The organism is Streptomyces sp. NPDC048171, from assembly GCF_043202655.1.
Taxonomy (GTDB): domain Bacteria; phylum Actinomycetota; class Actinomycetes; order Streptomycetales; family Streptomycetaceae; genus Streptomyces.
Genome location: NZ_JBIDAU010000008.1, coordinates 151,555 through 171,422 on the forward strand (window position 1 = coordinate 151,555; position 19,868 = coordinate 171,422).

The 19,868-nt window shown below is 72.5% G+C and carries 22 protein-coding genes and 1 pseudogene; 16 read left to right on the plus strand and 7 right to left on the minus strand.

What is annotated here, in order from left to right; translation table 11 throughout:
• Positions 1–98: 98 nt before the first annotated feature.
• Together ACGF3J_RS23245 and ACGF3J_RS23250 are read right to left on the minus strand one after the other, a co-directional pair.
• Complete coding sequence (locus ACGF3J_RS23245) at positions 99–704, minus strand: flavodoxin family protein (RefSeq protein ID WP_393854618.1); 606 nt, start codon at positions 702–704, stop codon at positions 99–101.
• An 81-nt stretch (positions 705–785) separates the two neighbouring features.
• Positions 786–1,001 (minus strand): hypothetical protein, encoded by a 216-nt coding sequence (locus ACGF3J_RS23250; RefSeq protein ID WP_393854619.1) that lies wholly within the window; start codon positions 999–1,001, stop codon positions 786–788.
• A gap of 258 nt (positions 1,002–1,259) precedes the next feature.
• Between ACGF3J_RS23250 and ACGF3J_RS23255 the strand changes: the two genes are divergently transcribed.
• Positions 1,260–1,985, plus strand: a complete 726-nt coding sequence (locus ACGF3J_RS23255; RefSeq protein WP_393854620.1) for a class I SAM-dependent methyltransferase — start codon at positions 1,260–1,262, stop codon at positions 1,983–1,985.
• A gap of 175 nt (positions 1,986–2,160) precedes the next feature.
• Positions 2,161–2,883 carry an FAD binding domain-containing protein gene (locus tag ACGF3J_RS23260; RefSeq protein WP_161331605.1) on the plus strand — a complete coding sequence of 241 codons (723 nt, stop codon included), beginning with the start codon at positions 2,161–2,163 and terminating at the stop codon, positions 2,881–2,883.
• A gap of 31 nt (positions 2,884–2,914) precedes the next feature.
• On the opposite strand, the gene ACGF3J_RS23265 is transcribed toward ACGF3J_RS23260, so the two are convergent.
• On the minus strand, positions 2,915–3,748 hold the full coding sequence (locus ACGF3J_RS23265; protein ID WP_161331607.1) for a lysozyme: 834 nt from the start codon (positions 3,746–3,748) through the stop codon (positions 2,915–2,917).
• A gap of 350 nt (positions 3,749–4,098) precedes the next feature.
• On the opposite strand from ACGF3J_RS23265, the gene ACGF3J_RS23270 reads away from it, so the two are divergent.
• The 5 genes from ACGF3J_RS23270 to ACGF3J_RS23290 all read left to right on the plus strand — a co-directional run bounded on the left by ACGF3J_RS23270 (position 4,099) and on the right by ACGF3J_RS23290 (position 8,590).
• Positions 4,099–5,823 carry an ATP-binding protein gene (locus ACGF3J_RS23270; RefSeq protein WP_393854621.1) on the plus strand — a complete coding sequence of 575 codons (1,725 nt, stop codon included), beginning with the start codon at positions 4,099–4,101 and terminating at the stop codon, positions 5,821–5,823.
• A gap of 113 nt (positions 5,824–5,936) precedes the next feature.
• A complete protein-coding gene (locus ACGF3J_RS23275; protein WP_125491122.1) occupies positions 5,937–6,356 on the plus strand; it encodes a roadblock/LC7 domain-containing protein in 420 nt (139 codons plus the stop codon).
• Entirely contained in the window at positions 6,353–6,712 is a 360-nt protein-coding gene (locus ACGF3J_RS23280) for a DUF742 domain-containing protein (RefSeq protein ID WP_161329552.1), read from the plus strand. Before ACGF3J_RS23275 ends, ACGF3J_RS23280 begins: the two co-directional genes overlap by 4 nt.
• Positions 6,693–7,331 (plus strand): ATP/GTP-binding protein, encoded by a 639-nt coding sequence (locus tag ACGF3J_RS23285; RefSeq protein WP_161329551.1) that lies wholly within the window; start codon positions 6,693–6,695, stop codon positions 7,329–7,331. The genes ACGF3J_RS23280 and ACGF3J_RS23285 overlap by 20 nt, the downstream gene beginning before the upstream one ends.
• Entirely contained in the window at positions 7,328–8,590 is a 1,263-nt protein-coding gene (locus ACGF3J_RS23290) for a cytochrome P450 (protein WP_393854622.1), read from the plus strand. The genes ACGF3J_RS23285 and ACGF3J_RS23290 overlap by 4 nt, the downstream gene beginning before the upstream one ends.
• A gap of 15 nt (positions 8,591–8,605) precedes the next feature.
• Here the strand turns inward: ACGF3J_RS23290 and ACGF3J_RS23295 are convergent, their stop codons facing one another.
• The 4 genes and pseudogenes from ACGF3J_RS23295 to ACGF3J_RS23310 form a co-directional block, all read right to left on the minus strand.
• Positions 8,606–9,832: a cytochrome P450 gene (locus ACGF3J_RS23295; RefSeq protein ID WP_161329549.1), complete on the minus strand. Its 1,227-nt coding sequence runs from the start codon at positions 9,830–9,832 to the stop codon at positions 8,606–8,608.
• Between the two features lie 88 nt (positions 9,833–9,920).
• Positions 9,921–10,041: pseudogene (locus ACGF3J_RS23300) on the minus strand (GntR family transcriptional regulator); the annotation flags it as partial.
• On the minus strand, positions 10,042–10,767 hold the full coding sequence (gene pepE / locus ACGF3J_RS23305; protein WP_393854623.1) for a dipeptidase PepE: 726 nt from the start codon (positions 10,765–10,767) through the stop codon (positions 10,042–10,044).
• A gap of 40 nt (positions 10,768–10,807) precedes the next feature.
• Positions 10,808–11,641, minus strand: a complete 834-nt coding sequence (locus ACGF3J_RS23310; protein WP_352153944.1) for an IclR family transcriptional regulator — start codon at positions 11,639–11,641, stop codon at positions 10,808–10,810.
• A gap of 126 nt (positions 11,642–11,767) precedes the next feature.
• Between ACGF3J_RS23310 and ACGF3J_RS23315 the strand changes: the two genes are divergently transcribed.
• The 9 genes from ACGF3J_RS23315 (at position 11,768) to ACGF3J_RS23355 (ending at position 19,787) form a co-directional block, all read left to right on the plus strand.
• Positions 11,768–12,721, plus strand: coding sequence for a DUF1177 domain-containing protein (locus tag ACGF3J_RS23315; RefSeq protein WP_393854624.1), 954 nt, complete (start codon positions 11,768–11,770; stop codon positions 12,719–12,721).
• Positions 12,722–12,723: 2 nt separating this feature from the next.
• The gene (locus tag ACGF3J_RS23320; protein ID WP_393854625.1) at positions 12,724–14,139 is read left to right on the plus strand and encodes a cytosine permease; all 1,416 of its coding nucleotides are present in this window, start codon (positions 12,724–12,726) and stop codon (positions 14,137–14,139) included.
• Entirely contained in the window at positions 14,136–15,464 is a 1,329-nt protein-coding gene (locus ACGF3J_RS23325) for a M20/M25/M40 family metallo-hydrolase (RefSeq protein ID WP_393854626.1), read from the plus strand. Before ACGF3J_RS23320 ends, ACGF3J_RS23325 begins: the two co-directional genes overlap by 4 nt.
• Before the next feature lie 125 nt (positions 15,465–15,589).
• Positions 15,590–15,754 carry a 50S ribosomal protein L33 gene (gene rpmG, locus ACGF3J_RS23330; RefSeq protein ID WP_114533934.1) on the plus strand — a complete coding sequence of 55 codons (165 nt, stop codon included), beginning with the start codon at positions 15,590–15,592 and terminating at the stop codon, positions 15,752–15,754.
• Between the two features lie 31 nt (positions 15,755–15,785).
• Complete coding sequence (ykgO, locus tag ACGF3J_RS23335) at positions 15,786–15,908, plus strand: type B 50S ribosomal protein L36 (RefSeq protein ID WP_114533933.1); 123 nt, start codon at positions 15,786–15,788, stop codon at positions 15,906–15,908.
• A 168-nt stretch (positions 15,909–16,076) separates the two neighbouring features.
• Positions 16,077–17,150 (plus strand): polyprenyl synthetase family protein, encoded by a 1,074-nt coding sequence (locus ACGF3J_RS23340; protein ID WP_393854627.1) that lies wholly within the window; start codon positions 16,077–16,079, stop codon positions 17,148–17,150.
• 127 nt (positions 17,151–17,277) lie between these two features.
• The gene (locus ACGF3J_RS23345; protein WP_393854628.1) at positions 17,278–17,562 is read left to right on the plus strand and encodes a polyprenyl synthetase; all 285 of its coding nucleotides are present in this window, start codon (positions 17,278–17,280) and stop codon (positions 17,560–17,562) included.
• Positions 17,555–18,613, plus strand: a complete 1,059-nt coding sequence (locus tag ACGF3J_RS23350) for a polyprenyl synthetase family protein (protein ID WP_393854629.1) — start codon at positions 17,555–17,557, stop codon at positions 18,611–18,613. The genes ACGF3J_RS23345 and ACGF3J_RS23350 overlap by 8 nt, the downstream gene beginning before the upstream one ends.
• Positions 18,614–18,626: 13 nt before the next feature.
• Positions 18,627–19,787, plus strand: coding sequence for an oxygenase MpaB family protein (locus ACGF3J_RS23355; protein WP_393854630.1), 1,161 nt, complete (start codon positions 18,627–18,629; stop codon positions 19,785–19,787).
• Positions 19,788–19,868: the final 81 nt, after the last annotated feature.

The following is a 19,868-nucleotide window of genomic DNA, read 5'->3' on the forward strand; positions in this document are numbered from 1 at the left end:
CGTACGTCGTTGCTCGTGCACGAATGCCCCGTATCGGGACCCTCAGACATCCGCGGGCCAGGTCGGTGACCATGAGTGCGGTACGAAGGCCTGCGAGGTCAGGACGGTGGGGCGGGCACGGGCATCGCGGCGAGGGCGCGCGCGGCGTGTACGAGGTTGGACGCCATCGCCCGGCCGGTGGAGAGCGCCCAGTCGTGGCCGCGCTCGTCGTCGAGGAAGTCGGGTCCGGGTCCGGGACCCAGGTGCCAGTAGGTCCAGGCCTGTCCCGGGACGGTGTAGCCGATGTCCGCGAGTCCGCCGCTGATCTCGCTGATGACGTGGTGCGCGCCGTCCTCGTTGCCGGTCACCAGGACACCGGCGACGCGGTTGTAGGCGACGGGGCGGTCCTCGTCGTCGGTCTCGCTCATCATGGCGCCCATCCGTTCGAGGACCCGCTGGGCCACGGAGGACGGACGGCCGAGCCAGGTGGGCGACCCGATGATCAGGATCTGGGAGGCCAGGAGCTTCTCGTGCACCTGGGGCCAGTCGTCGCCGTCGCCCATGTCGGTCTCGACGCCCGGTCTCAGATTCAGGTCGACGGCCCGGACGACGTCCACCTCGGCTCCGTGGCCCTTCAGGGCCGCGATGACCGTCGAGGCGAGGGCCTCGGTGTTGGACGGCGCCGGGGAGGGCTTCAGGGTGCAGTTGATGACGAGTGCGCGCATGCCCGTCCTTGTTCCCCGGTCGACGCAGGCCGACCGGGGAAGCGCGGGGCCGTTCACCCGGAAGGCCCCGCGGCGGACCGGTCAGGGCAGCGCGACGCCGTCCAGCTTGCCCTGCTTGGCGTCGTCGACCAGCGACGAGAACTGGTCGGCGCTCATCTGCACGCGCTGGCCGAAGTCGTCGGTCAGGACGATCCGCCGCTCCGCCGGTGCCTGGGGGTCGACGAACAACTGGGGACAGCCGCAGTCGCAGTTGCCGCAGAACGTCGCGACGGGCTCCAGGTCGTGAGGCTCGGTCATGTCGGTGCGCCTTCCGTGGGAGACGGGTGACCGCGCGGGTGTCCGGGGCGGCGGTCTCGGGGGCCCGTCTTGGGAGATACCCCGTGCGACCCCCGGGAACGCGCACCGGCGCCCCGCACGGAGGCACGCCGGTCGGCTCCCGGTGCGCCGGTGCACCCCGCGTCCGCTCCCGCCGCACCGGCTCGGTGGGGCCGGCCGGGAACCCGGCGGGGATTCCGTACGACCGCACGCGCGCGCGTGCACGTTATCGTCGGCCGTATGGCTGACGAGTGCTTCCTGCATCCGCGGCTCGCCGCCGTCTACGACGCGCTGGACACCGATCGCGGCGACCTGGACGCGTACCTGGGCATGACCGGCGAGTTCGGCGCCCGGCGCGTGCTGGACATCGGCTGCGGCACCGGGGTGTTCGCCCTGCTGCTGGCCGCACGGGGCATCGAGGTGGTCGGGGTGGATCCCGCCGCGGCCTCCCTCGACGTGGCCCGGGGCAAGCCGGGCGCCGCTCGGGTGCGCTGGATCGAGGGGGACGCGACCTCGCTGCCCCCGCTGCGCACGGACCTGGCGACCATGACGGCGAACGTCGCCCAGGCGATCACCGGGCCACGGGCGTGGCGGGGGACACTTCAGGGGGCGTACGAGGCCCTGCGGCCCGGCGGGCACCTGGTGTTCGAGACACGGGACCCGGCCCGGCGTGCCTGGGAGGAGTGGGTCCGCGAGCACACGCACCGGGTCGTCGAGATCCCCGGCACGGGTGCGGTGGAGAGCTGGTGCGACTTGCTGGACGTGAGCGGCCCGCTCGTCACCTTCCGCTGGACCCACGTCTTCACCGCGGACGGCGAAGTGCTGACCTCCGACTCCACGTTGCGCTTCCGCGACCGGGCCGAGGTGGAGGCCGACCTGACCGGTCGGGGCTTCGAGGTCCGGGAGGTGCGCGACGCCCCCGACCGCCCTGGTCGCGAACTCGTCTTCGTGGCACGACGCCCATAGAGCACCCATAGGGCACCCGTAGGAGGTGCACCGGCGCGCGGGGGGCGCACATCGGAACCGAGTGAGCCCTGTACGCGCCCCGTCGACGGTACGGACAATCACATTGGCCGTGATCACGCGGCGGGTGACGCCTCGTCGTTCCACCGCCGACTGCCGGGAAAGCAGGTCGATCAGCATGCACTTGCGTCTGCCCACGTCCGTGTCCGAGGCACAGGAGTGCCTGGCGGAGGGAGCGGTGCCCGTCGGCGGCGCCACTCTCGTGTGGGCCGCCTGGCAACGCGACGGCTTCCCCGAACTGGCCATGTCCCTGCGCGAGCTGCCGGAGGCGACCGTCCTCGAACCCGAGGCGCTGGGCGCGGCCGTACTGCTGCACCGCATCGACGAGCGGGTACCGGAGGTGCTGCGCCGCGCGGCGGGCTCGGTGGGCACCGGAGCCGTGCGCCGCGCGGCGACGGTCGGCGGCAACCTCGTGGGCAGCACCCTGCGCTGCCTGCTGCCCGCGGCCCTCGTGCTGGACGCCCGCGCCACCGTACTGGGTTCCGACGGGGCCTACGAGACGGATCTGGCCGAGGTGATGGCCAAGCGTCACCTGCTGCTGGGCCTGCGCTGGCGCACCCCGACGGCCAGCGGCTACCGCAAGGAGCCCGCCGCGGCGGGCGGGCCGCCGCCCCTGGTCGTCGCCACGGCGGTGCACACCGACGACGACGGCCGGCCCCGGCTGCGGGTCGCCGTCCGGGACGGCTACGAGGTGGTCGGCGGCAGCACCGCGTGCGACGGGGGCGCCGACGAGGCCGTCGACGCCCTGGAGGGTACGGATCTCGGCGGACTGCCGCCCGCTGCCCGGGACGTGATGCGCGAGCAGGTCACCGGCATCCTGGAACCCCTCGCCGGCCGCTGACACCGCGACCGGCGCCCGACGCGGGTCCCCGTCAGCCCTTGGCCAGGGCCTTGACGCGGTCCAGCGATCCGTTGAACTTGTTGTGGTCCCCGACGGTCTTTCCGGTCGAGGTGTACTGCCACATCGTGTGGAAGCCCCAGCCGGCCGGCAGGGCCCCCACGGACGAGGCGTACCGGGCGACCCACAGGGGGTTGTCCGCGCCGAAGGCGCTGGAGTTGCCGGTGCACTGCGTCCACCAGTTGGTGGAGGTGTAGATGGCGGCCTCGCGCCCGGTGCGCGCCTTGTACCGGTCCACGAAGCTCTTGATCCAGCTCACCATCTGGGACTTGGTCTTTCCGTAGCAGGTGGCCCCGTACGGGTTGTACTCGATGTCGAGGACGCCGGGCAGGGTCTTGCCGTCCTTCGACCAGGCGCCGCCGTGGTCGACGAAGTAGTCGGCCTGGGCCTTGCCGCCGGAGGTGTCCGGGGTCGCGAAGTGGTACGCGCCGCGGATCATGCCGGTGTCGTAGGAGCCGCCGTACTGCTGGGCGAAGTACGGGTTGCGGTAGGAGGTCCCCTCGGTGGCCTTCACATAGGCCCACTTGACCCCGCTCTTCCACAGGGTCGACCAGGCGACGTTGCCCTGGTGGCTGGAGACGTCCACGCCCTCGATCTGACTGGCGCGGGTTTCGGCGGGCCGCCCCTGGACACCTTCGTGGGCGAGGACACCCCGGCCCATGTAGGCGGAACCGCGGACGGGCGACCCGGCGTCTCCGGCGGTCGCGGGGACCGCCGACAGGGTCAGCAGGAGTGACTGGGAGGCGAGGAGCACGCCTGTCGTGAGCAGGCGTGAGTGGCTTGAAGCCACGGCTATGGGTCTGCGCATGGCACCCATACGATCCGCTGTCGCGCCCCACCGCATCCCACAGTCACCCAGATGGTGTCGCCGCGCCCGGGCCCGGCCCGTCCGGCCACCGCGCGAGCAGGCCGCCGGCCGGTCCGAACGGCCGTATCACATCGGCGCTTTCGATCGACGGGATGTGCGGGAAGTTCGCTCCTCGGTGGGGTTCCCGGCGGGTCGGGCATGCGTGTCCGCGGCGCTGACTAGCATGAGCCGGAAGTCCACCGGAGTGATCACCGGAGTGGTCAACAGGACCCGGTGGCACGGCTCCGCCCCGCGGGCCGACCCATGTCGATCGGCCCTTCCCCGCTCTCAAGGACCCCAGGGACCGCGGAATGTCAGTGTCTGCACCCCCCACCCCGCCCCGGACGCAGAAAGCCCCCCGCCGCACCCCCGCCGTCGCCCTGGTCGTGCTGCCCGCGACCGCCGCGGGCGCCGGTGCCGCCTGGGCCGCGGCGCCCGGTGCCGCCCAGGGCTGGACCGCGACCCTCGCCGTGACGTCCTGGCTCTGCGTCGCCGTCACCGTGGTCCTCGCCTCCCACCTCGTCGGGCGGGCCCGCCGTACCGCGGCCGACCGGATAACCGAGATCGGCACCCTGAAGGCCCGGCTCGCCCAGGAGAACGCCGGCCTGGTGCACCTCGTCAACGTCGTGCTGCCGGGCGTCGCCCAGCAGGTGCGCGAGGGGGCCGGCGCCGACGAGGCCGTCGCCCGCACCGCCCCCGCACCCGGGCCGCACCTGCGTCAGGTCGTCCAGGGCTTCGCCTCCCTCACGGCCGACGCCGTACGGCACGCCGCGGAGGCCGAGGCCCGGCACCAGGAGGCGCTCCGTGAGACGCGCAGCGCCACCGGGGAGCTGGAACACCTGACGAGCAGCACCCTGCCCGCCGCGGTGCGCAGGCTGCGCGACGGCACCTCGGCCGAGGCCGTCCTCGCCGAGCTGGACTGGCCCCGGCGCCCGCACCTGCGTACCTGTGCCGAACTGTTCGTCCGGGAACTGGCCCACAGCGAACGGCGCACCGCCGCCGCCGAGGCCGCCTCCGCCAAGTCCCTCAGCCGTGTCCAGGCCAAGGCCGTGCGCATGCTCGCCGACCTGCGGGACATGCAGGACCGGCACGGAGAGGAGGTCCTGGGCGACCTCCTGAGGCTCGACCACAGCACCTCCCAGCTCGGTCTCATCACCGACCGCCTGGCCCTGCTGATGGGCGGCCGCTCGAGCCGCGCCTGGAACAGGCCCATCGTGATGGAGAGCATCCTGCGCGGTGCCGTCGGCCGCATCGCCGCCTACCAGCGCGTCCGCATGCACTGCTCCACCACCGCCGCGATCTCCGGCTACGCGGCCGAGGGCGTCATGCACCTGCTGGCCGAACTGATGGACAACGCAGCCAACTTCTCGCCACCCGTCGACGAGGTCCACGTGTACGTGGAGGAACGTACCGCCGGAATCGTCATCACCATCGAGGACAGCGGACTGAAGATGGCCGACGCCGCCATGCGCCACGCCGAGGAGGCCGTGTCGGGACGGGCGACCGACCTGGCCTCGCTCCAGGGCACCCGGCTCGGCCTGGCCGTGGTCGGACGGCTGGCCGCCAAGTACGGCGTCGGAGTGAGCTACCGCCCCTCGTCCCGCGGCGGCACGGGCGTCGTCGTCCTGGTGCCGCCGCAACTGCTCGCCCAGCAGCGGGACCCGGGGCCCGCCCTGACCGGCCGCACCTTCGGCGGCGCCGCCCGCGTCCCCGTCCCCGGACCCGCGCCCGCCGCGGAGGCGCCCCTGGCCGCGTCGCGCCTCCCGGACGTCCGGGACGCCGAGCGGACCGTACCTCCCGAGCAGGCGCCGCGAAGCCGCACGCCGTCCGCGACACCGGGCGGACTGCCCGTGCGCTCCCCGGGCCGGACCATGGCCGAGGCCGAGCGCGAACGGCGCGACCCGCCCCCGCGGCCCACCGACCGGCCGGCGACGGCGTCCCGCGACGCCGGGTCCAGCTTCGGTGCCTTCCACCGCGGGCGCCGGTCCGGGGCGGCCGGCGGGGCGCCGACGCCGGAGCCGCCCGCGTCCGGGTAGACCGCGCGCCCCTCCGCACGGCGCACAACGGAGCCCCTTCGCAACCGAGTTCGTGAGATTGGAGGAACGGGCCGGTGACCGGAGCAGCAGCACCCACCGTCCCCTCACTCAGCATGCAGACCACCGACAACAGCCTCACCTGGCTCCTCCAGAACCTCCTGGACAGCACCCCCGGCACCCGCCACGCCCTCGTCCTGTCACGCGACGGCCTCCGGCTCTGCTGGACCGAACACCTCACCCTGGACCGGGCCGACCAACTGGCCGCGATCTGCTCCGGCATCCAGGCCCTCGCCCAGGGCGCCTCCGTCGAGTTCGGCAACGGAACCGGTGGCGTACGGCACTCCATGACCGAGTTCCACGGAGGGCTGCTGTTCATCGTCGAGGCGGGCGAGGGCGCACACCTGGCCGTCGTCGCGGTGGAGGACGCCGACCCCGGCGTGGTGGGCCACCAGATGACCGAGTTGGTCGAGCAGATCGGCGAGCACCTGCGGGCCGCGCCGCGCCACGCCCTGCGCGGGAGCGGCCCGTCGTGACGCGCAGGCCCGTGGACACCGGCGCACCCGACCGGCTCTACACGGTCACGGGCGGACGCAGCCGCGCCGACGACTCCTTCGACCTCGTCACCCTGGTGGTCGGCGAGTGCGAACCGTCGGCCGGCATGCAGTCGGAACACATCCGGATCCTGGAGCTGTGCCGGCACCCCACGGCCGTGGTGGAACTCGCCGCCGAACTGGCACTGCCGATCACGGTGGTCCGCATCCTGCTCGGCGACCTGCTCGCCACCGGCAGGATCACCGCCCGCCATCCGCGCCTGGGGCGGTCCGCCGCGTCGCACCGCCCCGATACCGCCCTTCTCCAGGAGGTGCTCCATGGGCTCCGCAACCTCTGACACGCCCACCCCCGCGCACCTCTCCGCCTCCGGCCGCACACCTCTGACCGACGCGGCGGAGACCGGCCTGAAGATCGTCGTCGTGGGCGGGTTCGGCGTCGGCAAGACCACCCTGGTGCGCTCCGTCAGCGAGATCCGGCCCCTCAACACGGAAGAGGTGATGACCCAGGCCGGCGTGGGCGTGGACGAGACCGGTGACGTCACGGCGAAGACCACCACCACGGTGGCCTTCGACTTCGGCCGGATCAGCCTCAACGACCGCATGGTGCTGTACCTGTTCGGCGCCCCCGGCCAGGAGCGCTTCTGGTTCCTGTGGGACCGCCTCTTCTCCGGCACCCTGGGCGCGGTCGTCCTCGTCGACACCCGCCGCATGGACGACTCCTGGTACGCGATAGACCGGCTGGAACACCACGGCACCCCGTTCGTCGTGGCCGTCAACCGCTTCGACGACGACACCGCCCGGCACTCCCTGGACGAGATCCGCCTGGCCCTCGCGCTGCCGGAGCGCGTACCGCTGATCGACTGCGACGCCCGGGTTCGCGCGTCCGGCAAGGACGTGCTGGTCACCCTTGTGGACCACCTCTACCAACTGGCCCTGGCCCAGGAGGGCGCACCGTGACCGACATCGACCCCGCTCCGCACCCCGTCGCCGCACCGGGCTGCCCCGCCCACCCGGACGCCGTCGCGCTGGCCGGTCTCGCGTACCAGCAGACGCCGTCGGAGCTGTACCGCGGACTGCGGGGCGAGCACGGCGCCGTCGCACCAGTGCTCCTCGACGGCGGGGTACCCGCCTGGCTGGTCCTCGGCTACCCCGAGGTCAGCTACGTGACCACCCACGACGAGCTGTTCGCCCGCGACTCGCGGCGCTGGAACCAGTGGGACCGCATCCCGCCCGACTGGCCGCTCATGCCCTACGTCGGACATCAGCCCTCGGTGCTGTTCACCGAGGGCGAGGAACACCGGCGCCGGGCCGGCGTGATCACCCATGCCCTGGCCGGCGTCGACCAGTTCGAGCTGGCCCGGGACTGCCGGCAGCTCGCCGACCGGCTCATCGCGGGCTTCGCCGGCAGCGGCCGGGCCGAGCTGATGAGCGGCTACGCGCACGCCCTGCCCATGCGCGCCGCGGTACGCATGTGCGGGATGCCGCACAGCGGTGCCGAGACCCAGCACCTCGTCGAGGACCTGCGCATCTCCCTCGACGCGGCGGAGGGCGACGACCCCGTCGCGGCGTACACACGTGTGGGCGAGCGCATCCACGGCCTGGTCCGGCACAAGCGCGAGCGGCCCGGCCCCGACGTCACCTCGCGGATGCTGACCCACCCGGCGGGCCTGACCGACGAGGAGACGGTGCAGGACCTGATCTCCGTGATCGCCGCCGCCCAGCAGCCCACCGCCAACTGGATCGGGAACACGCTCCGGCTGCTGCTCACCGACGAACGCTTCGCCCTCAACGTGTCGGGCGGGCGGCTCAGCGTGGGGGAGGCGCTCAACGAGGTGCTGTGGCTGGACACGCCGACGCAGAACTTCATCGGCCGCTGGGCCGTGAACGACACCCAGTTGGGCGGCCGGCAGATCCGCGCCGGCGACTGCCTCGTCCTCGGCCTGGCCGCGGCCAACACCGACCCGCAGCTCTGGCCCGAGGCCCACGTCGGCGCCGAGAACTCCGCGCACCTGTCCTTCAGCAACGGCGAGCACCGGTGCCCGTACCCGGCGCCGCTGCTCGCCGACGTCGTCGCCCGCACCGCGGTCGAGACCCTGCTGGAACGCCTCCCCGACCTCGTCCTCGCGGTGGAGCCCGAGGAGCTGACCTGGCGTCCGTCGATCTGGATGCGCGGACTCACCGCCCTGCCCGCCCTGTTCACCCCCGTCGTGGTCTGACCGGGTGTGCCCGCGTCAGCCCGCGCGCGGTGTGAACCGCACCGGCAGGGACTGCGGGCCCCGGGTGAACACCCCGCGCTCCACCGCGTCGAAGCCGTCGTCCGGCCGCAGATCCGGCATGGCGTCCAGCAGTTGTCCCACGCCGATCTCGACCTCCGCCTTCGCCAGCAGCGCTCCGACGCAGAAGTGCCGGCCCAGCGCGAAGGCGAGATGGTCGGCGGCGGCCGAGAAGGCGGTCGTCGTGGTCAGGTCCTCGCGGTGCAGGTCGAAGCGGTCCGGGTCGCGGTAGCGGCTCCCGTCCCGGTTGGCGGCGCCGATGAGACACGTGACGGTGTCGCCCGCCGGTATGGTGCCGCCGCTCAGCTCCACCTCGGACGCCGACTGACGCATGATCATGTGCACCGGCGGGGTGTAGCGCAGTGTCTCCGCGAAGGCGCGCGGTATCAGGGACCGGTCCTCGCGCACGGCGGCCAACTGCTCCGGGTGGGCGAGCAGGTTGGCGAAGATACTGGCGATCGCCTTGTCCGTGGTCTCACCACCCGCCGCGAGCAGCAGGCTGCAGAACGCCTTGATGTCGTCGTCGCTCATCCGGACCCCGTCGACCTCCGCCGCGCACAGGGAGGACAGCAGGTCGTCGCCCGGATTCTCCCGGCGCTCCCGGATGATCGGGATCATGTACTCGGCGAACTCCACGCGGGTGCGCGCTCCCGCGGCCGCCACCTCCTGGTCCCCCGAGAGGTTGCCCAGGAAGGCGATGACCGACGTGTACCAGCCGTGGAACCGGTCGTGGTCCGCCTTGTCCAGACCCAGCATGTCCGCGATGACGTTGACCGGGAAGCGGGTCGCGTAGTCGGCGACCAGGTCGGCGCGTCCGGTGTGCCGGAACACGTCGATCAGCTCGCGGGAGTTGCGCTCGATCACCGGCAGGAACCGGTCCTGGAGATCGGCCCCGCGAAACGCCGGCGCGACCAGCGCCCGCCGGACCGCGTGCTCCCGGCCGCTGAGCTGGAGGATCGTCCTGCCGTGCACGGGCTCGAGCTGCCAGTCGTAGTTCTCGGTCGTGAACTGCCCGTTCCGGTCCTTGAAGACGCGCTCCACGTCGTCGTAGCGCGAGACGATCCAGCTCCGCGTCGCCTCGTGCCAGATGAGGGGCGCGCTCTCCCGCATCGCCCGGTAGACCGGATAGGGGTTCGCCGCGAACTCGGGGGAGAGGATGTCGGGGACCTGCTGCGCGGTGGACATGGGGCTCCTCGGTCGACAACGGCCTTACGTCACCAGGCTATTGACGAGGCGGCGAGGCCGACAGACCGCGGACGGGACGAGGTCCCGGTCAGACGCCGCCGCCGTCCACCGAGGCGCGCGACCGGGCGCCGGCCATCCGCATGTGTCCGGCCGTCGCCCGGTCCGCGGCCTCCGGATCGCGCGCGGATCGCCCGGAGCACCGCGCGGTGCTACGCCCGCGAGTCGAACGCCGGGGTGACGTCGAGCAGTTCGGACAGGTCGGCGCCCACCGCGATCTCGCGGGCGGCGGTGGAGCGGCGGAAGAGACGGGCGTCGCGCGCGCCACCCAGGGTCGCGCGCCCCCCGTCGACGCGCAGCCAGGAGCCCTCCCGCAGGCCGAGGACCGGCACGTCGTTCTCCTCCAGGAACTCCGTCAGCCGTTCCTCGCGGGTCTCGCCCTTGTGCGTGGACGCCGGGTCCGGGTCGAGGTAGTGCGGGTTGATCTGGAAGGGGACCAGGCCGAGCGCCTCGAAGGAGGGCGGCTCGACGATCGGCATGTCGTTGGTGGTGCGGAGCGACGGCGCCGCCATGTTGGTGCCGGCACTGGCCCCCATGTACGGCAGTCCCGCGCCGACGGCCTTGATCAGTGCCTCCCGCAGCCCCGTGCGGTACAGCGCGGAGAGCAGCCGGAAGGAGTTGCCGCCGCCGACGAACACGGCGTCCGCCTCGGCGAGCCGCGCGAGCGGGTCGCCGCCCTCGTGCACGCCCCGCACCTCGATCCCCGCCCCGGCGAGCGCGCCGCGCACCTTCGCGGTGTAGCCGTCGTGGTCGGCGAGTGCGTACGGCACGAAGACCAGGCGCCCGCCCGTGGGCAGGAAGCCGGTCACGGTGTCCATGGCGTGTTCCAGGTAACCGCGGCCGTGCTGGGTGGAGTTGGACAGGAGCAGGAGATTCACGGGGTGGTCCTCGTCTACGGGGGTGGATCGGAGGTGCGGGTCAGGCGGTGCGGGGCGGGCGCGGGCGCCGGTGGTGCTGGGGCGGATGCGTCAGGCGCTGCTCCAGCAGCCGGGCGGCCCGGCGCAGCACCTCGAGACGGTCCTCGGGGCCCTCGGGGAAGCGCTCCTTGGCGGCGCCGAGACTGAGGCTGCCGTAGGGCTCCGCGCCGAGGAACACGGGCAGGGCGACGGTGCCGATGCCGGCGTCGTACTCGCCGACCGTCCAGGCGTAGCCCTGCGCGCGGACCTGGCGGAACTCGCGTTCCAGCTGGTCGGCGTCGGTGACGGTGCGCTCGGTGAAGCGGGCCATGGGGCGTCCGCGGAAGAGGCGGTGGCGCTGGTCGTCGGGCAGGAAGGCGTAGAACGACTTGCTGGTGGCCCCGGCGTGCGCCGGGTACAGCTCGCCGACCAGCGGGTAGTAGCGCAGCGGCCCCTCCTCGCCCTCGACGGCCGCGACGCAGCGCATGTGGAAGTTGTCGGGCAGGCAGAAGAGCACCGTGTCGCCGGTGGCCGCCCGCAGCTCCTGGAGGACGGGCTCGGCGAGCAGCTCCAGGGAGCCCGAGCGCTCCCAGAGACGGCCCAGGCGCAGGGCGGCCGGACCGATGCGGTAGCGCCGGGTCGCCGGGTCGGAGACCAGGAAGCCGCGGCCCGCGAGCGTGGACAGCAGGCGCTGGGCGACCGAGGTGTCCCAGCCGAACTCGGCGGCGATCTCGGTGACGCCCCAGTCCGGCCGGGTGCGCTCGAAGGCCAGCAGCACCAGCAGGGCGCGGTCGACGGTCTGGAGCGCCCCGGCCGGGGTCTTCCGGTCCGCGGGCTGTACCGGCGGGTCGGCCACGGTGACTCTCCTCCATCTCGCCATTCAGACGCGTATTGCAGATAACGGGAAACAGTTGCGGAGAACGTTAGTCGATCCCGAACCTGCTGTCAGCACCGCTCCCGGTGCGGATCAGGAGAACTGCCCATGTTGAAGTACGTCCTGGACCTCGTGGATCTGCTGGACGATCCCGACGTCGACGGCAAGCGCGTCGCCGCCCACCTCGACTCCGTGGCGGGGCCCGAGGGCTCCGGCGCCGAGGTCACCACCGTCACCGGCGAGCGCGGCTCGACGGACTTCGTGCTCGTGCGGATCCCCGGCCGGGACGGCCGCACCCGCGGTGGCCAGGCGCGCACCCTGGGCGTGGTGGGGCGGCTCGGCGGCATCGGGGCCCGCCCGGAGGCGACCGGCCTGGTCTCCGACGCCGACGGCGCGGTCGCCGCGCTCGCCACCGCCGCCAAGCTCCTCGACATGCGCCGCCGCGGCGACGTGCTCGACGGTGACGTGATCGTCGCCACGCACATCTGCCCGGACGCTCCGACCGCGCCGCACGACCCGGTGCCCTTCATGGACTCGCCCGTCGACATCGCGACCATGAACCGGCACGAGGTCACCGGCGAGATGGAGGCCGTGCTCTCCGTCGACACCACCAAGGGCAACCGGATCATCAACCACAAGGGCCTCGCCCTGTCGCCCACCGTCAAGGAGGGCTGGGTGCTCAAGGTCAGCGAGCAGCTCGGCGAGCTGCTCGCCGTGGTGACCGGTGAGCCGTTGGTCACGTACCCGGTGACCACCCAGGACATCACCCCGTACGGTAACGGTGTACATCACATCAATTCGATCCTTCAGCCGGCCACGGCGACGGCCGCTCCGGTCGTCGGCCTCGCGATCACCTCCGCGGCGGCCGTGCCCGGCTGCCAGACGGGTGCCAGCCACGAGACGGACATCGCGGCGGCGGCCCGGTTCGCCGTCGAGACCGCGAAGTCCTACGGCGGCGGACGGGTCGACTTCCACGACGACCAGGAGTTCGACGCGCTCGTGTCCCGCTACGGCTCGCTGACCCGGCTGCAGACCCTCGGCCGCGAACCCGGGGAGTCGTGATCATGGCCGCGCACAAGAACACCGGCACCGCGCCCGGGAACACCGGCACCGAGCCCGCCACGGGCGCCGCCCGCGCCGTCGGCAGCGACGACTACGCCCTCTCCCGCGTCCCGCGCGACAAGCGGCTCGGCTTCTGGACGATGCTGCTCCAGTGGCTCGCCCAGTCGGGCTCCATCTCCCAGTTCACCCTCGGCGCCACCATCGGCGTCGGCATGACCTTCGGCGACGCCTTCCTCGCGTTCACCCTCGGCGCGGTGATCCTGGAAGTGGTCATCTTCGCGATCGGCCTGGCCGGCATGCGCGAGGGCCTGGCCACCCCGCTGCTCACCCGCTGGGCCGGCTTCGGCCGCAACGGCTCGGCCCTGGTCAGCCTGGTCATCTCGGTCAGCCTCGTCGGCTGGTTCGGCGTACAGAACACGATCTTCGGTGACAGCGTCTCCGCGCTGGTCGGCGGCCCCTCGTGGCTGTGGTGCGTGGCCGCGGGCGTCGGCATCACCGTGCTGGTGATCTTCGGCTTCAAGTACATGGCCGTCTTCGCGAAGATCGTCACCCCGCTGTTCTTCGCGATGGTCGCCTGGTCGGTGACCGACGCGCTGAGCGACCACTCGCTCTCCGAGCTGATCAACTCGCCGGCGCCCGGCGAGACCATCCCGCTCGCCGTCGCGGCGACCGCCATCGCGGGCGGCTTCATGACCGGCGCGATCGTCTCCCCGGAGATGACCCGCTACAACCGCAAGGGCAGCCACGTCTTCCTCCAGAGCGCGTCGTCGATGATCCTCTCCGAGTACATCGTCGGCCTGACCGGCGTCCTGCTCGGCCACATGGTCGGCAGCGGCCAGGTCTCCCAGATCGTGCTCTCCACCTCCGGCGTCTTCGGCGTGCTCGTCGTCCTGATGTCCACCGCGAAGATCAACGACTGGAACCTGTACGGCTCCTCCCTCGGCGTCGTCAACTTCTTCCAGGTCGTCTTCGGCAAGCGCCTGCACCGGGGCGCGGTCACCATCGCCCTCGGCATCGCCGGCACCCTGCTGTCCGCCGTCGGCATGATGACCCACTTCACCGACTTCCTGTCCGTGCTGGGCGTCGCCATCCCGCCGGTCGGCGGCATCATCGTCGCCGAGTACTGGGTGGTGCGCCGCATGCGGGCACCCCTGGACGCCACCCGCGAGGCCGGGACCCTGCCCGCCACCTCACCGACCTGGGTGCCGATGTCCCTGGTCATCTGGGCGGCCGCCTTCTGCGTCGGCAAGTTCTACGACGGCGGCATCCCCGCCCTGAACTCGCTGCTGACCGCGTTCGTCCTCTACTGCGCCCTCGGCCTGGCCGGCTGGATCAGGACGTACGGCACCACCGCCCTCGACGACACCACCGAACCCACCCCGGCCGCCTCCGGCACGGCCCCCGTAGGAGCACCGTGAGCACCACCGCCCCCGCCCCCGTCCCGGCCTCCGAGGAGGCACAGCGGGAAGTCGTCGAGCTGTGCGCGGAACTGATCCGCTTCGACACCTCCAACCCCACCGGCGACGAGCGTGCCTGCGCCGACCGGGTCGTCGAACTCCTCGCCGAGGCCGGCATCGCCTCCGAACTGGTCGAGAGCGCCCCCGGCCGCGCCAACGTCGTCGCCCGCATCCCGGGCGCCGACCCGGCACGCGGCGCCCTGCTGGTCCACGGCCACCTGGACGTCGTACCCGCCGACCCGGCGGAATGGCAGGTGCCGCCGTTCTCGGGGGAGATCCGCGACGGCTACCTGTGGGGCCGGGGCGCCATCGACATGAAGGACACGGTGGCCGTCATGCTGGCCACCGCCCGGCACTTCGCCCGCACCGGTACCCGGCCCGCCCGCGAGATCGTCCTCGCCTTCCTCGCCGACGAGGAGGCGGGCGGCAGGTTCGGTGCCCACTGGCTGGTCGAGCACCGGCCCGACCTGTTCGCCGGGGTGACCGAGGCGATCGGCGAGGGCGGCGGCTTCAGCTACGCCCTGGACGACACCCGGCGCCTCTACCCGATCGAGAACGCCCAGCGCGGCATGGCCTGGATGGAGCTGACGGCCGCCGGCCGCGCCGGCCACGGCTCCTCCCCGAACGACGAGAACGCCGTCACCGACCTCGCCGAGTCCCTGACCCGCATCGGCCGGCACACCTTCCCCGTCCGGCTGATCGAGCCGGTACGCGCCCTGCTCGCCGAGGCCGCACGCCTCCAGGACGTCGACCTCGACCTCGACGCCGAGGACCTGGACGCCGAGCTGGCCAAGCTCGGTCACGTGGGGGACTTCATGCAGGTCGTGCTCCGCAACTCGGCCAACCCCACCATGTTCACGGCCGGGTACCAGACCAACGTCATCCCCGGCCGGGCCACGGCCCGCGTCGACGGCCGCTTCCTGCCGGGCCACGAACAGGAACTGGTCGACGCGATCGACGCGCTGCTCCTGCCCTCGGTGTCCCGCCGGTGGGTCAACCACGACATCGCGATGGAGACGTCCTTCGACGGCCCCCTCGTCGACGCCATGTGCGCCGCGGTGCGCGCCGAGGACCCCGACGGCCACCCGGTGCCGTACTGCAACCCGGGTGGCACCGACGCGAAGGCCTTCACCAAGCTGGACATCCGCTGCTTCGGCTTCAAGGGCCTCAAACTGCCCCACGACCTCGACTACGGCCGCCTCTTCCACGGCGTGGACGAGCGGGTGCCGCTGGAGGGGCTGCGGTTCGGGGTGCGGGTGATGACGCGGTTGTGGCAGGACTGCTGATCCCCGCCCGGCAGGCCCTCGCGACCGCGGGAATGCGCCGGCGGGGTGCGGTGTTGAGACGTCCGACTGGCATGCGCGGGTCAGCACAGGAACGGACACCGCGGGCTCGGTCGGAAGGAGCACCCATGGCACGCAGCACCGCACGCCCGGTCGTCAGGCTGAAGTCGACGGCGGGCACCGGCGTCACCTACGTGACGCGCAAGAACCGGCTCAACGATCCCGACCGCCTCGTACTGCGCAAGTACGACCCGGTCGCGGGGGCGCACGTGGCGTTCCGCGAGGAACGCTGATCCCGCGCCACCACGGAACAAGGAGGACCCCATGAAGGTGCGCAATTCCCTCCGCTCGCTCAAGGCCAGGCCCGGCGCGCAGGTGGTGCGCCGCCGGGGCGTGACCTACGTGATCAACAAGAAGGACCCGCGCTTCAAGGCCCGGCAGGGCTGAGCGCCCCCGTGTCCCCGGCCCGGCCCCGCCATCGCGGGGCCGGGCCCCCCTTGTGCTCCTGGTGCGGACCGTCGCCGGTGCCGAGCGGCAGCCCGCGAGGCGGAGCCGCGAGCGTCGGCTGACACACTGCTGAGCGCGTCACTCACCCGCCCTCAGGAGGACCTCGTCATGACCGAGCAGCCGCCGGCCCGCCTCGCCCGCCACGGGCGCCGGTTCGACAGGCTCTTCACGGAGTACTTCGACGACCTCGCCCGGACCCTGGACGCGCCGTCCTTCAGCCGCTTCACCCCTGAGTGCGTGCAGTTGCTGCGTGACCTGTCCCTGCGCGGCGGCAAGCGGATGCGGGTCGTGCTGCTGCACGAGGCCGCCCGGCTGGTCACCGACGGGCCCGTCGAGGGGCTGGACGCCGCCGCCCTGAGCGTGGAGCTGCTCCAGACCCACGGCCTCGTCCACGACGACCTCATCGACGACAGCGCGACCCGCAGGGGCGGCCCGACGACGTACTACGCCTACCGGGAGAGATTCCCCGGGCAGCCGCGGGCGGCGCTCGCCCTCACCGTGCTCGCCGGCGACCTCGCGCTCGCCCTCTCGCTGCAAGCGCTGCTGGACGCCGGGCTGCCGGCAGAGGTGCGCCAGGCCATGGTCGAAGTGCAGACGCGGGTCGCGGCCGACACCTTCGTGGGCCAGATCGCCGACCTCGAACGTGACTTCACCGACACGGTCCCGGACGACGAGGTGCTGCACGACGTCGCCGACCGGAAGTCGGCCCGGTACTCGATCCTCGCCCCCATGACCCTCGGGCTCATCGCCGCGGGCGAGGCACCGGCGGCCCACGAGGGCGAGTTGCGGCGCTACTCGCGCCTGGTCGGCATCTGCGGGCAGATGCGCGACGACTACCTCGACCTGTTCGGCGACGCGGACACGATGGGCAAGCCGACCGGCACCGACCTCCGCGAGGGCAGGCACACCTACGCCGTCGTCCGGCTCCTGTCCGCCGTGAGCGGCGCCGAGCGGGATTTCGTGCGGGAGGCCCTGGGCGACCCCGGCTGCACGCCGGCGACCGTCGCCGAGATCCGTGCGATCGGCGAGAGCCGGGGCGTCGCCGACCGCATGCGCGCCGAGATGGCGCAGTACGCGGAGCAGGCCCGCCTGGTGGCGCGGGGCTGGCGGCCGCGGTGGCGCGAGGACGCGGTGGCGTTCTTCGAGCGGCTGCCCGGGTGGAGCGTGGAGCGGGCCGCCTGACACCAGTTCCCCACGTCACTCAAAGGGGTATTCGGGATCTTCCGCCCCGTATGCCCGGCCATGATCGGACCGGATGCTCCGCCGACCAGGCGCATCCGTGCCGATGACGTGACCGGTGGGGAGAAGCATGACGGACGCGACGCGACGGGGCTCGGGCAGGGACGAACGGGCCGTGCTGCTGGTCGCCGGCCTGGCCGACCTGGCGGTGAGCACGGTCGGCTCGGCGGTGGGCGGGCTCCGTGGGCTCCTCGGCCGTTCGGACACCGCCGACCTGGTGCGCGACGTGGAAGGGGACCTCAAGGCCCGGGGCAGACTGGCCCTGGACCGGTACACGAGAGTGCCCCCCGCCCACCTGGAGGTTCTGGCCCAGCACGTGAAGGCCCGGCGTGCGGCCGACGGCGGCGATGTCTGAGCGCTGGGACCTGGACGCCTTCAGAACCCGCGTCGACGGCGTCCTGCGGAACTTCCTGGACGAGGAGGCCCGCCTGCTCGTGGCGGTCGACGACGCTCTCGCGCCTGTGGCCGAGCAGCTGCGGACGTCGGCCCGGCACGGCAAACGACTGCGGGCGGCCTTCTGCTACTGGGGTTGGCGGGCAACCGGACAGCCCGAAAGCGACGCGCTGGTCAGAGCGGCGGCCTCCATGGAGTTGGTGCACGCTGCCGCGATCGTGCACGACGACCTCATCGACGACAGCCGCCTGCGCCACGGCCTGCCCACCGCCCACATCGCCCTGGAAGCCGTGCTCGTCCGGGGCGGCCGCCACGAGGCGCACACGGCCGCGCGGTCCCTGGCCATGCTGGTGGGCGATCACCTGATGGCCCTCGCGGGCCGGTTGTTCACCACGAGTGGTCTGCCGGCCGCCTATCTGGCGCGGGCCCGGGACCTGTGGGCCGCCCTCGCCCGGGAACTCATCGCCGGTGAGTGCCTGGAGATCCTGCACACCGGTGGACGACCGGACACCGACACCTCCTTGAAGGTCGTCCGGTACAAGACCGCCAAGTACACCGTCGAACACCCCCTGCTCATCGGTGGCCTGCTCGGCGGTGCCGCCCCCGCGTTGCAGGACACCTTCCGCGACTACGGCCTGGCGCTCGGGGAGGCCTTCCAGCTCCGTGACGACCTGCTCGGCCTGTTCGGAGACCGGGAACGCACCGGGAAGTCGGGCCTGGACGACGTGCGCGGCCACCGGCCGACCGCTCTGCTGGCCGAGACGTGGAAGGCGGCCGACGACTCTCAACGAGGCTGGTTGCGCAGCCTGCTGGGCCGCGACGATCTGGACGGAACCCATCTGCGCGACGTGCGCCGTCTCATGCTCGAGCTGAAGGCGCCACAACGGATCGAGCGGATGATCGCCGCCCGTGTGGAGCGCGCCACCCGTGCCCTGGACGCCGGAGGGACACCGCCGCACGCCCGCCGGGCACTGCGCGAACTCGCCCTCCACGCCACCGACCGCACGCACTGACGAGGAGCCCGCCATGACCTGTACCGAGACGTCGATGGACGCCCTGCGCCACAGCGGTGACGAACTGGCCGACGCGGTCGTCGCCACGCTGTTCGAGCGCGGCGAGGTCGGCAAGTTCAATTCGCTGATGCGCTACGTGTCCACCACCGGTCAGCAACTGCCGGACGGCCTTCCCGGCGTGGCCCGGGAGTACCTGCGGACGACCGGCACGCCGCCCGACTGGGTCGACTGGGAGGAGATGGAACGAGCCCGCGCCTTCTTCCTCGACAACAACGTGCACATCTCCACCGCGCTGTCGTTCGCGTCCATGCCCGCCTGCTACGTCGTTCCCCACGTCGCCCGGCTGCTGTCGGCCACCCACGGGCTGGACTACCCCTCCAAACGCATGGCCGAGACCGGCCAGTTCACCGTCTACCTCATGCAGCCGGACGCCTTCGAGGCCGGCGGACGCTTCATCCCGGCCGCCCAGAAGGTACGCCTGCTGCACGCCGCCATCCGGCACCACCTGAAGCGGGAGGACCGCTGGGACACCGGTACCCTCGGCGTGCCGATCTGCCAGGAGGACATGATCGGCGGGCAGATGTTCTTCTCCCTGCTCGTCCTGGACAGCCTCCACCGACTAGGCATCCACATGTCCGTCGAAGGAGCGGAGGCCTACTTCTACGCCTGGCGCGTCGTCGGCGCCATCCTCGGCGTCGACCAGTCGGCGGTCCCGACCACGCTCGACGAGGCACGCCGGTTCCTCGACCTGTACATGCTGCGCCACATGGGCCCCTCCGAGGAGGGCGTCCACCTGACGAGGCAGCTGATCGACCTGTACGAGGAAGTCGTCCCGGGCACCCTCTTCGACCCCGTCGTCTCCGCGCTGATCCGCCACCTCGTAGGCGACACCTGCGCCGACTGGCTGGGCGTGCCGAGCACCGCCTGGGACACCCTGGTGCGCGCGGCACCGCACCTCCTCGGCGTCCTGGAGACGATCGAGGACCGTTCACCGCTCGGCGCGTGGGCCCTGGACCGGCTCGGCCACCTCACCACCGCCCTGGAGCTGTCCTCCCTGACCCGTGGACGGGTGATGCACTACGCCATCCCCGAACAGCTGAAGGAGGGATACGGCGTCGCCGGCGCCGCGGCCCGCACCAGGCGCTGGACCCCGCCGCCCGCGACCGTCTCCTGAGGGGCCGGGCCACGCGGTCGACGGACCGATTGTCAGTGGGATCTCCTACTGTTCGGGCAGTGGAACCCGCGGAACACGCCG